Here is a 13034-nt window from a genome sequence, read left to right as displayed (position 1 = left end):
TTCCATGAGCCTGAACCTTCAATCGAACGACTTCGAGCTGTTCGGCTTGAGTCCGCGCTTCGAGGTCGACCGCGCCGCGCTCGACGAGCGCTGGAAGACGCTGCAGCGCGAAGTGCATCCCGACCGCCATGCCACGGCCGACGCGCCGTCGCAGCGCCAGGCCATGCAGTGGTCGGTTCGCATCAACGAGGCCTACCAACGCCTCAAGGATCCGCTCAAGCGCGCGGCGTATCTTTGCGAACTTCATGGCGTACCCATCGAGGCCGAGAACAACACGGCCATGCCCACCGAGTTCCTGATGCAACAGATGCAGTGGCGCGAAGACCTGGACGAGGCCAACGGCCTCGCCGACCTGGAACGCATGGCCGACGAGGTGGCCGCCACGCGCCGCACGATGCTGAAGGGCCTGCAGGCCACGGCCGACGAGCGGCACGACTGGCCCGCACTGGCCAGCCAGGTCAGAGCCCTTATGTTCGTTGAGCGCTTTGCCAGCGATGTGGAGAACCGGATCGAACTGCTGGGACAATAGCCGGCTGTTTCCCGTTCCTGACTGATTTCTCATCCATGGCGCTTCTGCAGATTTCCGAACCCGGCCAATCCCTCGACCCGCACCAACGCCGGGTCGCCGTGGGCATCGATCTGGGGACCACGCATTCTCTGGTGGCGGCCGTGCGTCACGGCATCGCGGAATGCCTCCCTGACGCCGATGGCCGTGTGATCCTGCCCAGCGTGGTGCGCTACCTCGACCCGGCTCAAGGGGGTTCCGGTCGGCAGATTGGCTTTGAAGCGCTGGCAGCGCAGGTACAGGATCCCGCCAACACGGTGAGCTCGGTCAAGCGCCTGATGGGCCGCAGCCGTGCCCAGGTGGTGGACGCGGACAAGCTCTCTTACAACGTGGTCGAGCAGGACGGCATGGCCGTGGTCGACACCGTGGCTGGCCGCAAGACGCCGATGGAAGTCAGCGCAGAAATCCTGGCTACCTTGCGCTTTCGCGCCGAGGACAGTTTCGATGACGAGTTGTATGGCGCGGTGATCACCGTGCCTGCGTACTTCGACGATGCCCAGCGCCAGGCCACCAAGGACGCAGCCCAACTCGCCGGCATCAACGTGCTGCGCCTGATCAACGAGCCGACGGCCGCCGCCATTGCCTACGGCCTGGACAACGGATCCGAGGGCGTCTACGCCATCTACGACCTGGGCGGCGGGACCTTCGACATCTCCATCCTTCGCCTGAGCCAAGGCGTGTTCGAGGTCATGGCCACCGGTGGCGATTCGGCATTGGGGGGCGACGACTACGACCAGGCCCTGGCGGCCTGGGTGCTGGCGCAGCAGGGAATGAGCACGCCGCTCGATGCGTCCGAGCGAGCAGCGGTCCATGCCGAGGCTCGGCGTGTGAAAGAAGCCCTGTCATCAACGGCCAGCGAGACCTTTCGCGTGAGCGTGGCGGGGCGCCCGATCGAGCAAGCCGTCGCACCATCCGATTTCGAAGCCTGCACCAGCGCGCTCACCGCCCGCACCATCACCGCCGTGCGCAAGGTGCTGCGGGATGCGGGTGTGGCCAAGGATGAAGTTCAAGGCGTGGTCATGGTCGGTGGCTCCACCCGCATGCCGGTGGTCCGTCGCACGGTCGGTGACTTTTTTGGACGGGAACCGCTGACCAACCTCAATCCTGACGAGGTGGTTGCCCTGGGCGCTGCCATTCAGGCCAACGCCCTGGCCGGCAATAGCCGCGACGGTGACCTGCTGCTGCTCGATGTGATCCCGCTCTCGCTGGGCATCGAAACCATGGGTGGCCTGGTCGAGCGCATCGTGCCGCGCAACAGCGCCATCCCCACTGCGCGCGCACAGGACTTCACCACCTACCAGGATGGCCAGACGGCGCTGGCCTTGCACGTGGTCCAGGGTGAGCGCGACCTGGTGGCCGACTGCCGCAGCCTCGCGCGCTTCGAACTGCGCGGCATTCCGCCCATGGTGGCCGGCGCCGCGCGCATTCGCGTCACATTCACGGTCGATGCCGATGGGCTGCTCTCGGTGAGCGCCAGGGAGCAGGGCAGTGGCGTGGAAGCGAAGGTGGACGTGAAACCCGCTTACGGCCTGAGCGACGAGCAGATCGCCGCCATGCTGCAGGACAGTTTTGCCACCGCCGAGCAGGATATCCAGTCGCGTGCACTGGTCGAGGCACGCGTCGACGCCGATCGCATGATCGCCGCCACGCGAACCGCGCTGGCGGCCGACGCCGACCTGCTCACGCCCGTTGAGCGGGAGCAGATCGACGTCTTGATGACGGCCTTGGCGGCGACGGTCGGTGGCGAAGACGCTGCGGCCATCGAAGCCGCCACCACCGCGCTCGCCAAGGGCACGGAGTCCTTCGCGGCGCTGCGCATGAACCGTGGCATCCAGCAGGCCCTCTCCGGCAAGAAACTCGAAGAAGTTTGAGCAATCCATCTCCATGCCCACGATCAAGATCCTCCCCCATCCCGAGTACTGCCCCCAAGGTGCCTCCATCACGGCGCCCGCCGGCACCTCGATCTGCGAAGCCTTGCTGGACAACAGGATCAACATCGAGCATGCCTGCGACATGAGCGCCGCGTGCACCACTTGCCACGTGATCGTGCGTGAAGGCTTCAACAGCCTGAACGAACTCGACGAAACGGAAGAAGACCTGCTCGACCGCGCCTGGGGCCTGGAACCCGATTCGCGCCTGTCCTGCCAGGCGCTGCTGGCCCAGACCGACGTGACCGTCGAGATTCCCAAGTACTCGATCAACCACGCCAAGGAAAATCACTGATGCGTCAAATCGTCCTTGATACGGAAACTACGGGACTCTCCGCCGAAAACGGCGACCGCATCATCGAAATCGGGTGCGTGGAACTGCTCAACCGCAAGCTCACCGGCAACAACCTGCATTTCTACGTGAACCCCGAGCGCGACAGCCACGAGGACGCGCTCAAGGTGCACGGCATCAGCAACGAGTTCCTGAAAGACAAGCCCAAGTTCGCTGCCATCGCAGACGAACTGCTCGAGTACCTGCGCGACGCCGAGCTGATCATCCACAACGCGCCGTTCGACATCAGCTTCCTGAACAAGGAACTGCAGCGCCTGGGCATGTCGCCCATCCACACCGTCATCGGCCAGGTCACCGACAGCCTGGTGATGGCCAAGGAAATGTTCCCCGGCAAGCGCAACGGCCTGGACGCGCTCTGCGACCGGCTCGGCGTGGACAACTCAGGCCGCACGCTGCACGGCGCCTTGCTCGACGCCGAACTGCTCGCCGATGTCTACATCAACATGACTCGCGGGCAGGACGCCTTGCTGATCGATCTGGGCGACAGCCCCGGCGAGGGCGGCGTGTCTGAGCAGGTGGACCTGAGCCGATTCGAGTTGCCCGTGCTGCTGGCCAACGCACAAGAGACCCAGGCGCACGACGCACTGCTGGCCGACCTGGACAAGGCGAGCAAGGGCAAGACCTTGTGGCGCGCGCTGCAGGCGGCCTGATGGGGTCCGAAACCCGGCTATAATCTGAGGCTTCCGAAAGATCGGTCCAGATCAATCGGGCGGTTAGCTCAGTGGTAGAGCACTGCCTTCACACGGCAGGGGTCGCAGGTTCGAACCCTGCACCGCCCACCAAGGATTTCTCCTTTTGAATCAAGCCATTGCGACACAATCGCCGGGGCTTTTTTCTTGCCTGCTCGCCGGCCCTGTGTAATTGCCTGTGTAATTTAGGCAAAGGCCTTGGCCAAAGCTGCACGCTGAGCATCCACGTCATGGTGCGCATACCGCTCGGTCGTCTTGATGGTGGTGTGCCCCAGGATCTTTGCCACGGTGTAGATGTCGGCACCATTGGCAATGAGGATGGTGGCGCAGGAATGCCGCAGGTCGTGGAAATGCACATCAGGCATCCCCGCCTTTTCGCGCGCACGGCGGAACCCTGTTTTCAAGCCTTCGAAGTTGATCTCCAGCGGAAGGCGGCCGAGCCACGGGCGCAGGGCAGGGATGATAGGCACGATGCGCGTGCGCAGCGTCTTCGTGTTTCCCGCCTGGATGGTAATCGTGTCCTCACCAATGTCGTTGGGCGCGATCTTCAACACCTCTCCGCGCCGACACCCCGTGAACAGCGATACCCACATGGCTGTGCGCACCTGCTCGCTGGCGTGGTCGGCGATGGCCTTGACCTGTGCAACGGACAAATGCGTGTCGCGCTGGTTGTTTTCCGGCAAGCGCTTGACCTGTGCGCCGTAGTCCTCCGGTGTGATGCCGCGTTCCCAGGCGAGGTTCAGCGCCTTCTTGAGTGCGCCCAAGCTGCGGTTGATCGTGGCCGGCTTGTAGGATGCCTGAGCCTCTGCCACGAACGTGGCGGCGCACTGGCGCGCATCGCTGGCGCGGAAGCCCTCAGCCCATGGGCCGATCCGGTTGGCGTGGTGTACGGCGGTTTCCGGGCTCCGCATCGTGCTGGTGTGCTGCAGGTACAGGCCCAACACCTCGATGATCATGGGATCGCCGGGAATCACCGGCCCTTTGCCCTTGCCGAGGGCGGTCCTCAGTTCGCCTTCGATGCGCTTGGCATCACGCGCAGATGTGCCTTCCGGAATGATTCGGTGAACTCTCTTCCCGCCGACCATAAGGCCGATGTGGCGGCGACCGTCTTTGTCGATCCAGATTGACATCCTTGATGCTCCCGCAGCCAGCGCCGTGTTTCGTCCAGGTTGTAACGCTTCCCCCGGCGCCCGATCGGAGTGTATGGCAGGCCGTCAACCTCCCAGCGGCGCACCGTGGACTCGCTGACGGTCAGCTCAGCGCAAAGCTGTTGCCTGGTCAGGTCGGTCATGTCTTCTCCTGGGTAGCAGCGGCAACAAAGCCCAAGCCGGCGTCAGGCAGGTGCTGAGGGCCGCCATAGGCGACAAGGCAGATTGGGGCGCCAGAGTTGAACGAAGCGCGCTCGCCGCTGACATGGTGGAAATGAGGGCGACCCCGGATGAACAGCACCGAGTGGGCGACACCCCAGACGCATTCGTAGAACATGGCGGTTTCGGTCCGAGCAGGGATCAGTGCCACGCCGTTGCCGTGCTTGGCCATGCGACGGAGCCACTTGACGGCCTCTTTGCCGAACGGCGGATTGCACCAGACCCGGCCATGCCATAGGTGCGCCAATCCATCGTCCTCAATGGTCAGGTGGCGCGCTGCGGTGGGCCACGGCCTGTTGACTGGCGCGCAGGGATCGAGATCGAAAGCGCCCAACCGTTCCAGGATCTCGGGTGGCGTGAGCCATTCGTCCTTGCCCATGGCTGCGCTTTGATGGCCGGACAGGCTCATTTGGTCTTCCCTTCATCTTGAGAGGGGGCGGCAGACAGCACAGCTTTGATAACCCTTGCCTCATCGTCCGCGTGGATAAGATTTCGGAACAGCGCTCTGCACATCTCCGGCGTCGGCTCCACTGGCACCATTTGCCACCCTGTGGGTGCAGGTAGAGAGGCGCGGGCACGCCAGCCTTCCCATGCTGCTGCCGTGTCGGCGTGCTTGTACTCGTCTGGGTCAGATGGATCGCGGGCGAACCAGTCGGCCTCGCAGGGCATGGCATTGGACTCGTACCACGCCTCAAAGCTGGCGCGCTCGCTATCTGATGGGGCGGGGTGGGTCATGACGACCTCGCTTTCAAAAGCTGCTCTAGCATCGTCACGCGGTCCTGAAGGCCGGTCAGGGTGGACGGTTGTTGTTTGATGGCGCTCTCCAGCTCGCGAACCCGCGCGCGCAGCCGAACGCACTCATTGACGGCACGCTTTGCAAGGTCGGCTTGCATGTCGAAAAGCGAGGCGTCCCAGCCGTCTTGTTCATGCGGCGACATGCTCATGGCTTTGCCCTTTCAACATCAGCGATAGATTCGTCCACGAACCTGTCGAGCACGCGGCGGGCCTTGGCGTACTTGTTGGGGTCGATCCAGATGCCAATTTCGCGCAGGTGGCGATAGCGCTCAGCATCCTTGAGGTCCTCCCCACCAGGCGCAGGAGCAGCGCGGCGGTTCCAGGCTTCGATGGCTGTGATTTCGTCACCCCAATCCTTTCCATCGACGCTGACTCCACATGCGCACCGTGCTACCGGGAAGGCTCGGTCTCTGGCGTCGTATGGTGATTTGCGGTCGCAAGTGCGGGGGTGGATACGCACATTGCTGGTCAAGCAAAACGGGCACGGCAGCAGTTCCGGATACGGGCGATCAGCCATGGTCTGCTCCCTCGAAGTCGGCGCGCGGGCAGAACCAGTCGTCTTTGACAATGTGCCCAATGGCTTCGATGCCGCCACGGTCGCCGCGCACACGGATGGTCTTGCCGGGCAGCTTGCTCCATTCGGTGACGCCTGCGACCTCCATGCAGCGCCAAATGAAGTGTCCGGCGGGGCCGTTCATCTTGTGGTGCGTGAAGCTCTTCGGCAGGTAGAGCGAGTAGCCACCAAATCCTTGACCGCTGCCACCGTAGTCCAGGAACAGCCAAGCGGACAAGCAGCCGTGGTCGTCACTGGTGAGCTTCACGCTCTCGATCACCGCATTCTTGGTTTCATTCATGGCCTGCTCCCTTGCGTCGATGCTCACGCCATCGTTGAAGTTTCACGTAGGACAAGACACCGATCCAGAAGAGGATGACGATCGCCCAAACGGCAAAGACCAGGATGTCGCCGATGGTGTAGATGAACATCACGTTGCTCCCTTCACGCCGATGCCGTGGGCGCGCTCAGCAGCCCAGACAGCCTTTCGCATCGACTTGCTGTCCACCGGGCAATAGGGGTTGTTGGTGCTGAACGTGTCTCGGCGCAGGTCTTCGATCTGGGCATCGGTCAGCGGCTTCTGCGGCTCTCGCTGCTCTGCTGCTTGGGTGGTGGCGAGGGCTCGAGCACTGTTCTCGACCGCCTGCCACGCTGCGAGATTCACCCTGGAATCTCCGGGAGTGGACATAAGCTTTTGCGCGTACACCAGCACCAGCGCCATGTGAGCTTTGATCACCTCCCCCTGCACCACTGGAGCCAGAGCTGGTGATGGTGCGGAGAGGGCGGCGAAGCGCGCAGCGGGGGGCCAGGTGTCTGCACTGCCTTTCGTCTTCACAGAAGCCACGCCGTTGGTGGGCACGTCGGCAGGCCGCCAGATGCATCCGCAGTCGTGGCACAGGTGTGAGCGGTGCGCCGGGTTGGTCCAAGCGTCTGCGTAGAGAACAGGCCGCGCCTCGTTCACCTGCTCTGGTGCGTCGATGTGCTGCTTCCCGCAGTTCGGGCAGAACAGCACCATGTCGATCGGCCAATCCGCTCCCGGTGGTTGAGAGGCGGCTTCAAGGGCTGCGCGGCATTCGATCAACAGGTCGCGCACTGCGTCATGGTCGGCGAGTTCGGGATTGAACAGCCCGCCGCCGCTCAGGTATGCTGTGATGCGCGCGGAGAGGTCTTGGTGGGTGGTGGTCATGACTTGTATTCGTAGTAGGTGACGGCGTGCAGGCCCTCGGCATCGAGAATCTTTTTGCCGGGCAGCTTCTCGCCGTTGAGCACGCGGGAGAGGTGGGTGTGGTCGTAACCGCAGATGTCGGCGTATTCGCGCTGAGACACGCCCATGGCTTCGATCTTTTCGCGGATGTGGGTGCGGACCATGTCAGCGTCCCAACTGGCCGGAATTCCTTTACCCATGGCTGGCTCCTTCACCACGGGTGCGGGCAGCGCGGATGATGGCTCGGATGCGATCCATGCCAAACGGCGAAAGCACAGAGCTAATTTGAGGGTTGTCCTTGGCGCACCAGATGCCGTTGATTTCGTCGTCGGTAAGATCCTGCGCCACCTGCTCGGGCTGCGCCGGGTCGACGAAAGCGAGGTAGCGGTCCTGATCGTCGGTCGGCATGCGATCTGCAATCCAATACAGCTTGTCACCTTCGGCGATAGCCACGGGCTTCCGCACCTCCTGCGGCTGTGTGGCGAGGGCGGCGCGAAGCGTGCGGGCCGCATTGCCTGCCTCTTCACACCAGCGCAGTGTGTGTTGCGCCCATTCCTCTTTTCTGTGGCGAGCGGCTAACGAGCGAATGTTTTCAAGTGCCAGCCATTGGGCATGATTCAGTTCTGTGATGGCGTCGACCTCACTGCTCAGCCGGGCCTCTCGCTCTCCCACAGGGCTGGCCGTGGGTGTTGCGCCGCCAAACTCACGATCCAACGCGTTGCGCGGCGCTGCCTGCCGATACCGTTGCACCAAGTCGGTCAGCGCGGTCTGAGCGCCCGGCGTCAGCGCATCCCACTCGGCGCGCTTGATCAGCACATCGCTCGGTGCAGGGCTGGCCGTGGGAGGGGTGGCGCCGTACTTCCGCAACACAGCGCGGGCAAAAGCCGGATAGTTCGTCATGGCGTGCGAGCCGTTGAACCAGGTGTGGTGTTCGGCCAGCTTGTTCAACTCGGCATCGCTCGGCGCTTCGGCCTGCACGGGCTTGCTGGCCTCGGCAGGCAAGTGCTTTTTGACGAGCGCGATCAGTCGCTTGGCCTCATCCTCGTATTTCAGCCATCGATCACCCCATGGTTCGGGAATTGGGCCGCCTTCCCAGATCAGTTGGTTGCAGGATTCCTCGCCGTTTTCATCGGCGCACAGCTCCCAAGCAAGGGACTCCCAGCCCTCTGAGTTTTCCCAAGCCGCAGACGCGTGGGCTCCCCTCTCTGCTTCGTGAGAACGGATGGCTTCGAGTGGCTTCGCGTTCAGGATCTCATCCAGCATTGCCGCTGCCTTCATTGAGTGACCGGTGCGAATATCTGGCGTCAACAGTGACAACGCCAGATGCGCCTCTTTCATGGCTCGGTACATTGCCGCCAAATCAACTTCGGCGGGCAGCGGTGGGAGGTCTTGTTTGTTCGTCATGCTGTTTCCTTAAGGGCGGTGATCACGTCGCAGGCAACGATCGGTACGACGGCATTGCCCAGCATGAAATTGGCCTCGGCCACGCCATCGGGCAGTTGGTAGTCGTCCGGGAAGCCCATGAATGCGCGGTTCTCGGCAACCGAAGCCATGCGCATCCGGTCGCCATCCACGACGCCCCAGCGGCTTTTCGTTGTGATGGTCCCGATGGGGCGTGACAGGCAGCGACCAGTCAGCCCGGAACCGCCGCCGTAGTAGGGCATCACGAAGCGCTCGCCGAACCTGGCGCGGCCATGGCAGGCCCTTGCGCGGGTGGCGGGCACCTTGTCGTTCACGAGGGTCCATTCACCCGCTCCGAAGTCGATAACGCTGGATGCCGGGGAATGTGGACGGCGGGGCAGTTTGAGTTCGATCGGGTGCTTCGTTCGCGTGCCCACGATGAACAGGCGCAGGCGGTGCTGAGCTACCCCATGATCAGCAGAGTCCAGCACCATGGGTGCCAGCGCATAGCCCAGGGCGTGCATGGCGGCGCACCACGCCTCGTAGAGCACCCACCGGGTGAACTCTTTCACGTTCTCGACCGCGAAGACTTGGGGGCGGTGGCACTCGACTGCATCAACGACAGCCCAGGCCGTAGAGCGCATGGCGTCGTGGTGTGCACGTTCCTTGCCGCGTGCTGGGCTGTGCCCTTGGCAGGCCGGCGAGGCCAGGAGGATGTCGTGGGCCGGCACTCGCGTCCAGTCGGCCTGCTGCAGATCCTGGCAGACGTGCAGGGTGTCGGGGTGGTTGTTGGCGTGAACCTGAACAGCCGCTGGCCAGTGGTTAGCCGCCCACACGACATCACAGCCGGCCATCTTGGCGCCAGTGCTGAAACCGCCAGCGCCCGCAAAGAGGTCGATTGCCCGGGGGGCGGTCATTGAGGACTCCCAGTAGCGCGGGCGCGGGCGGTGATTGCCGCGACATATGCAGCGCGGCCTTGGGCGGTGCTGTGCTCCATGTGCTCGATGCAGCCAACCAACGCCTCCAGCAGATCAGGAGCGGCAGCGCATAGGCGCGTGTCAGCCAACGCGCGGCGACCAACTTCTGAGTCCTCCGCGAATGAAGGCCCGTAGATGAAGCCGAGAGGCTCAAGGCCAATTCCTTGCTTTTTGCCAAACACGAAATTGGTGTTTTGACTCACGGCCCACGGTCCCGGCGTATGCCCTGCTTCATTTGGATGGGTCATGACAGAGCCTTGGCTTGTTCGAGGGCGGTGTCAATTTGTTCTTCAACCCAGCCTACCCCGACGTATTGACGTGCAGTCTGCAGCGCCTCTACCTGCCTCTTGTGGCTTGCGTCGAACTCCTGCAGGATCAGACGCGGGATGACCATCTGGTTGATGTCGCGCACATCGCCGGTAGCGTCGTACATGCTGCGCGCATAGCTCTCAAGCGTCTTCGTGCGCGCTTCTTTTGTGGAGGCTCCATCACAAATTGAGCGCAGTCGGAGCAATGTCGCTTCTCCGCCGCCGTTTATTTTGTGGCCGCAGTAAAGTGCCCCATCAATAATGACGATCGCATCGCGAAGCGCTTCATCGAGGGCTCGGAGGTGGGCGGCGCTGTCCAAGAGCACGCCATCAAAATCCATCGACGCCATGCTGCCGAGCTTTTTGGCAAGGGTTTCAGCTTTATTCATGTATCTCTCCAGTTGGGGCGGATCAGCCCAACACCGCCAGTTCGTTTTGATCGGCGGGATTGCCACCTTTGGTGAGGGACTGATCCATAAGGGGGGATCAGACGACGGCAGCGCCGGTCTTGACCGATTTCTTGAGCGCCGCTTCGGGCGTGAGCTTTTCGGGTTCGTCGATGCGCTTCTGGCTCACCGGCTCGGCGGGGATCAGTTCGATGTCGCGCGTGAGGGATTTCAGGACGCCGAGGGCGCCGATGGTTTCCTGGTCAACGTCGGACGTGTAGACCTGCAAGTCCCACTCGACGGCGCCGCCTTCCTTGGGCTCCACCTTCACCTTGCGGACCGTGCAGTCGCTGAGCGTGATGTCCTGGTCACCGGTCACGCCCTGGTAAATCTTGAGCGTGGCGCCGGTCTGCTCGCCGGCCCAGTGCAGGGCGCCCACGGCCACGGCAATGTCGGTGAGCTGCGGCATGTCGGAGACCACGGGCACGCCTTCGAGGGCCTGCTGGGTGGCCGCGCCGTTGCCCTTCTGGAACAGGAACGGCAGCAGTTTCTTGTCCAGCAGGGCCAGCGTGCTGTTGGCCAGGGTGCACTTCAAGTGCAGGACCACAGCGGGCACGACATCGGTCTGGCCTTGCTTGAGGGACTGGATGTCGATGGCTGCGATGACGGCTTTGTGCTTGGGAACGAATTCAAGGCGCATGGTGGTCTTTCAGGTTGGTGGGGGAAGGGGTTAGGCTGCAAGGGGCAGCGCGTGGGCGGTGGTGAACTCGTCGAGAACCTGGGCGGCGTACACGCGCGCGGCCTTGATCTTTTCGACCATCGCCTCTTCCAGCGCCTTGTCGCGCGTGACGGTCCAGGTGGTCAGGCGCAGGTGCTCAGGGATGTGGTCCACGAAGTGCATGGACGCGGGTTCCCAGCGCGCCAGGTGTTCGGGCGTGGACAGCAGGGCGTAGTTCACCTCCCATGAGTCGGCATCCCACAGCCACATGTAGCCGCGCATCTGCCATTCGTAGAGCTTGTCCTCGCAGTCCACGAGGGCGATGGGAAAGGTGGCGACGGACCATGAGCACTTGAGGTCGTGGCCGCGGCGCGCGCCAGCGTCGAACAGATCGGCTTCACCCGTGATCCAGTCGTTGAATCGCCACTCGATGTTCTTGACCAGCGACAGGCCGCGCACACGATTGAGCAGGGCGATGGCCTCGGGCTCCATCAGGTTGCCCTTCTCAATTTCCTTGCTCGAGACTTCGAAGTCCACGCCGAACAGGTCTTGGCTCACGAGGCTGCGAATGTGGGTCTTGGCGCCCACGGACAGCGGCCCCTCGGCCTTGGTCCTTGGTTCGGTCATGAGCTTGCCGATGCTGCTGCAGCGGATCCGGAGGTTCTGCATGTCAGCCTCCACGGTCCGCGCGCTGGGCAACGCTGCGCAGGCCCGGAAAATCGCCCTGCAGCGCCTTGCGGTCCTTCGCGGTCAATCCGCCCCACCATTTGGTCAGCGAGTCCATGCCGCCCATGGCGGCATCGCGGCCTGCCTGCAGATTGGGATGCTCGTGACGCGGCTCGGTTTCGGAGCCGTCGCCAGAGCCTTGTCCGGGCCGGTGGCCACCGTCGTCATCGTCGTCCTGCTCGGACAGGCCGGTGATGGCCTTGAGCGTGTAGCGCTCGAGGTAGGTGACCGTGGAGGCGCGCGCCATGATGGCGTTCTTTGCGCCGCCGGCATCGGGTGGGCCGCCCATGCTCACGGTCTCGAAGTGGCCGCCCTCGTGCTTGAGCGTGCAGGTTGCGCATTCCACTGATGGCGGACAGTGATTCCATTCCCATCGCGGACAGCGTTCCAGACGATGGCGGACACGCTGCGCGGGTGTCCTGAGTGACGAGCAAATCGTAGCCGAAGTGTCCGCCATCGGCGTGGAACCGGTGGCCGGTCGGTGTCCTTCAAGCGGCCTTGGCGACCTTTCTCATGGACTCGCCTTTGAGGGCCATCTTGTGCGAGCCGTGCACGATGCGGTCCAGGATGGCGTCGGCCAGCGTGGGCTCGTCCAGCCAGGCGTGCCAGGCCGTCACCGGCAGTTGGCTGGTGATGAGCGTTGAGCGCGTGCCCACACGGTCGTCCAGCAGTTCCAGCAGGTCATTGCGCTCGTGTGCAGCAATCGGGGCAATGCCGAAGTCGTCCAGGATGAGCAAATCCAGCTTGGCCAGTTGCGCCAGCCGTTTGCCAAAGCTTCCATCACCGTGGGCCACATGCAGCTCCTCCAGCAGGCGCGGTGCGCGGGTGTAGAGCACCGAGAAGCCCAGGCGTGCGGCCTGCTGGCCCAGCGCACACGCCAGCCATGTTTTGCCGCAACCTGTGGCGCCGGTGAGCAGGATGTTGTGGCCATGGCGCAGCCAGTCCCCGCCGGCCAGGCTGGTGATGACTTCCCGACTCAAGCCTCGGCTGCCCCGCCAGTCGATGTCCTCCAGGCAAGCGCTGGAGACCTTCAGCCGGGCGGTCTTCAAGAGGCGCTCCAGGCGT

21 protein-coding genes and 1 tRNA gene are annotated in these 13034 nt (G+C 63.4%); 5 read left to right on the top strand and 17 right to left on the bottom strand.

From position 1 onward, the window contains the following. Positions 1-10 precede the first annotated feature (10 nt). The 5 genes from hscB (at position 11) to ACTIF6_RS05245 (ending at position 3627) form a co-directional block, all read left to right on the top strand. Entirely contained in the window at positions 11-529 is a 519-nt protein-coding gene (gene hscB, locus ACTIF6_RS05265; RefSeq protein ID WP_439587247.1) for a Fe-S protein assembly co-chaperone HscB, read from the top strand. A 35-nt stretch (positions 530-564) separates the two neighbouring features. After that, positions 565-2436 carry a Fe-S protein assembly chaperone HscA gene (gene hscA / locus ACTIF6_RS05260; protein WP_439586957.1) on the top strand — a complete coding sequence of 624 codons (1872 nt, stop codon included), beginning with the start codon at positions 565-567 and terminating at the stop codon, positions 2434-2436. Positions 2437-2449: 13 nt separating this feature from the next. Beyond that, complete coding sequence (fdx, locus tag ACTIF6_RS05255; RefSeq protein WP_439586956.1) at positions 2450-2788, top strand: ISC system 2Fe-2S type ferredoxin; 339 nt, start codon at positions 2450-2452, stop codon at positions 2786-2788. Then, on the top strand, positions 2788-3495 hold the full coding sequence (gene dnaQ / locus ACTIF6_RS05250) for a DNA polymerase III subunit epsilon (protein ID WP_439586955.1): 708 nt from the start codon (positions 2788-2790) through the stop codon (positions 3493-3495). The genes fdx and dnaQ overlap by 1 nt, the downstream gene beginning before the upstream one ends. 57 nt (positions 3496-3552) lie before the next feature. Beyond that, positions 3553-3627, top strand: a tRNA-Val gene (locus ACTIF6_RS05245). 92 nt (positions 3628-3719) lie between these two features. Here the strand turns inward: ACTIF6_RS05245 and ACTIF6_RS05240 are convergent. The 17 genes from ACTIF6_RS05240 to istB all read right to left on the bottom strand — a co-directional run. After that, positions 3720-4664 (bottom strand): tyrosine-type recombinase/integrase, encoded by a 945-nt coding sequence (locus ACTIF6_RS05240; protein WP_439586954.1) that lies wholly within the window; start codon positions 4662-4664, stop codon positions 3720-3722. Positions 4665-4821: 157 nt separating this feature from the next. Further along, positions 4822-5310 carry a DNA N-6-adenine-methyltransferase gene (locus ACTIF6_RS05235; RefSeq protein WP_439586953.1) on the bottom strand — a complete coding sequence of 163 codons (489 nt, stop codon included), beginning with the start codon at positions 5308-5310 and terminating at the stop codon, positions 4822-4824. Then, complete coding sequence (locus ACTIF6_RS05230; protein WP_439586952.1) at positions 5307-5636, bottom strand: hypothetical protein; 330 nt, start codon at positions 5634-5636, stop codon at positions 5307-5309. The genes ACTIF6_RS05235 and ACTIF6_RS05230 overlap by 4 nt, the downstream gene beginning before the upstream one ends. Then, positions 5633-5845 (bottom strand): hypothetical protein, encoded by a 213-nt coding sequence (locus tag ACTIF6_RS05225; protein ID WP_439586951.1) that lies wholly within the window; start codon positions 5843-5845, stop codon positions 5633-5635. Before ACTIF6_RS05225 ends, ACTIF6_RS05230 begins: the two co-directional genes overlap by 4 nt. Then, positions 5842-6213 (bottom strand): Lar family restriction alleviation protein, encoded by a 372-nt coding sequence (locus tag ACTIF6_RS05220; protein WP_439586950.1) that lies wholly within the window; start codon positions 6211-6213, stop codon positions 5842-5844. The genes ACTIF6_RS05225 and ACTIF6_RS05220 overlap by 4 nt, the downstream gene beginning before the upstream one ends. Next, the gene (locus ACTIF6_RS05215) at positions 6206-6550 is read right to left on the bottom strand and encodes a hypothetical protein (protein WP_439586949.1); all 345 of its coding nucleotides are present in this window, start codon (positions 6548-6550) and stop codon (positions 6206-6208) included. The genes ACTIF6_RS05220 and ACTIF6_RS05215 overlap by 8 nt, the downstream gene beginning before the upstream one ends. Then, positions 6543-6680, bottom strand: coding sequence for a hypothetical protein (locus ACTIF6_RS05210; protein ID WP_439586948.1), 138 nt, complete (start codon positions 6678-6680; stop codon positions 6543-6545). The genes ACTIF6_RS05215 and ACTIF6_RS05210 overlap by 8 nt, the downstream gene beginning before the upstream one ends. Beyond that, the gene (locus ACTIF6_RS05205) at positions 6680-7435 is read right to left on the bottom strand and encodes a hypothetical protein (protein WP_439586947.1); all 756 of its coding nucleotides are present in this window, start codon (positions 7433-7435) and stop codon (positions 6680-6682) included. Before ACTIF6_RS05205 ends, ACTIF6_RS05210 begins: the two co-directional genes overlap by 1 nt. Then, on the bottom strand, positions 7432-7653 hold the full coding sequence (locus ACTIF6_RS05200; protein ID WP_439586946.1) for a helix-turn-helix domain-containing protein: 222 nt from the start codon (positions 7651-7653) through the stop codon (positions 7432-7434). The genes ACTIF6_RS05205 and ACTIF6_RS05200 overlap by 4 nt, the downstream gene beginning before the upstream one ends. After that, positions 7646-8857, bottom strand: coding sequence for a hypothetical protein (locus tag ACTIF6_RS05195; RefSeq protein ID WP_439586945.1), 1212 nt, complete (start codon positions 8855-8857; stop codon positions 7646-7648). The genes ACTIF6_RS05200 and ACTIF6_RS05195 overlap by 8 nt, the downstream gene beginning before the upstream one ends. Further along, the gene (locus tag ACTIF6_RS05190; RefSeq protein ID WP_439586944.1) at positions 8854-9771 is read right to left on the bottom strand and encodes a DNA cytosine methyltransferase; all 918 of its coding nucleotides are present in this window, start codon (positions 9769-9771) and stop codon (positions 8854-8856) included. The genes ACTIF6_RS05195 and ACTIF6_RS05190 overlap by 4 nt, the downstream gene beginning before the upstream one ends. Then, a complete protein-coding gene (locus ACTIF6_RS05185; RefSeq protein ID WP_439586943.1) occupies positions 9768-10034 on the bottom strand; it encodes a hypothetical protein in 267 nt (88 codons plus the stop codon). The genes ACTIF6_RS05190 and ACTIF6_RS05185 overlap by 4 nt, the downstream gene beginning before the upstream one ends. Positions 10035-10075: 41 nt before the next feature. Further along, entirely contained in the window at positions 10076-10528 is a 453-nt protein-coding gene (locus ACTIF6_RS05180) for a hypothetical protein (RefSeq protein ID WP_439586942.1), read from the bottom strand. A gap of 97 nt (positions 10529-10625) precedes the next feature. Further along, complete coding sequence (locus ACTIF6_RS05175; RefSeq protein WP_439586941.1) at positions 10626-11225, bottom strand: hypothetical protein; 600 nt, start codon at positions 11223-11225, stop codon at positions 10626-10628. 30 nt (positions 11226-11255) lie between these two features. Further along, positions 11256-11912 (bottom strand): hypothetical protein, encoded by a 657-nt coding sequence (locus ACTIF6_RS05170; protein ID WP_439586940.1) that lies wholly within the window; start codon positions 11910-11912, stop codon positions 11256-11258. Position 11913: 1 nt separating this feature from the next. Further along, a complete protein-coding gene (locus ACTIF6_RS05165; RefSeq protein WP_439586939.1) occupies positions 11914-12258 on the bottom strand; it encodes a hypothetical protein in 345 nt (114 codons plus the stop codon). A 199-nt stretch (positions 12259-12457) separates the two neighbouring features. Then, positions 12458-13034 (bottom strand): IS21-like element helper ATPase IstB (gene istB / locus ACTIF6_RS05160; RefSeq protein WP_439586938.1); only part of this gene is annotated, 577 nt, incomplete at its 5' end.

This window comes from Hydrogenophaga sp. (assembly GCF_051860785.1).
In the GTDB taxonomy this organism is placed as follows: domain Bacteria; phylum Pseudomonadota; class Gammaproteobacteria; order Burkholderiales; family Burkholderiaceae_C; genus Hydrogenophaga.
This window is presented reverse-complemented; position numbering and strand designations above follow the sequence as displayed.

Bases quoted from the DNA above. Each gene is read 5' to 3' on its own strand.
- ACTIF6_RS05240 (WP_439586954.1), bottom strand. From the start codon at position 4,664: ATGTCAATCTGGATCGACAAAGACGGTCGCCGCCACATCGGCCTTATG.
- ACTIF6_RS05175 (WP_439586941.1), bottom strand. From the start codon at position 11,225: ATGCGCCTTGAATTCGTTCCCAAGCACAAAGCCGTCATCGCAGCCATC.
- hscA (WP_439586957.1), top strand. From the start codon at position 565: ATGGCGCTTCTGCAGATTTCCGAACCCGGCCAATCCCTCGACCCGCAC.
- ACTIF6_RS05205 (WP_439586947.1), bottom strand. From the start codon at position 7,435: ATGACCACCACCCACCAAGACCTCTCCGCGCGCATCACAGCATACCTG.
- ACTIF6_RS05230 (WP_439586952.1), bottom strand. From the start codon at position 5,636: ATGACCCACCCCGCCCCATCAGATAGCGAGCGCGCCAGCTTTGAGGCG.
- ACTIF6_RS05215 (WP_439586949.1), bottom strand. From the start codon at position 6,550: ATGAATGAAACCAAGAATGCGGTGATCGAGAGCGTGAAGCTCACCAGT.
- ACTIF6_RS05195 (WP_439586945.1), bottom strand. From the start codon at position 8,857: ATGACGAACAAACAAGACCTCCCACCGCTGCCCGCCGAAGTTGATTTG.
- ACTIF6_RS05220 (WP_439586950.1), bottom strand. From the start codon at position 6,213: ATGGCTGATCGCCCGTATCCGGAACTGCTGCCGTGCCCGTTTTGCTTG.
- ACTIF6_RS05190 (WP_439586944.1), bottom strand. From the start codon at position 9,771: ATGACCGCCCCCCGGGCAATCGACCTCTTTGCGGGCGCTGGCGGTTTC.
- fdx (WP_439586956.1), top strand. From the start codon at position 2,450: ATGCCCACGATCAAGATCCTCCCCCATCCCGAGTACTGCCCCCAAGGT.
- ACTIF6_RS05170 (WP_439586940.1), bottom strand. From the start codon at position 11,912: ATGCAGAACCTCCGGATCCGCTGCAGCAGCATCGGCAAGCTCATGACC.
- ACTIF6_RS05225 (WP_439586951.1), bottom strand. From the start codon at position 5,845: ATGAGCATGTCGCCGCATGAACAAGACGGCTGGGACGCCTCGCTTTTC.
- ACTIF6_RS05210 (WP_439586948.1), bottom strand. From the start codon at position 6,680: ATGTTCATCTACACCATCGGCGACATCCTGGTCTTTGCCGTTTGGGCG.
- ACTIF6_RS05180 (WP_439586942.1), bottom strand. From the start codon at position 10,528: ATGAATAAAGCTGAAACCCTTGCCAAAAAGCTCGGCAGCATGGCGTCG.
- ACTIF6_RS05235 (WP_439586953.1), bottom strand. From the start codon at position 5,310: ATGAGCCTGTCCGGCCATCAAAGCGCAGCCATGGGCAAGGACGAATGG.
- ACTIF6_RS05165 (WP_439586939.1), bottom strand. From the start codon at position 12,258: ATGGGCGGCCCACCCGATGCCGGCGGCGCAAAGAACGCCATCATGGCG.
- ACTIF6_RS05200 (WP_439586946.1), bottom strand. From the start codon at position 7,653: ATGGGTAAAGGAATTCCGGCCAGTTGGGACGCTGACATGGTCCGCACC.
- dnaQ (WP_439586955.1), top strand. From the start codon at position 2,788: ATGCGTCAAATCGTCCTTGATACGGAAACTACGGGACTCTCCGCCGAA.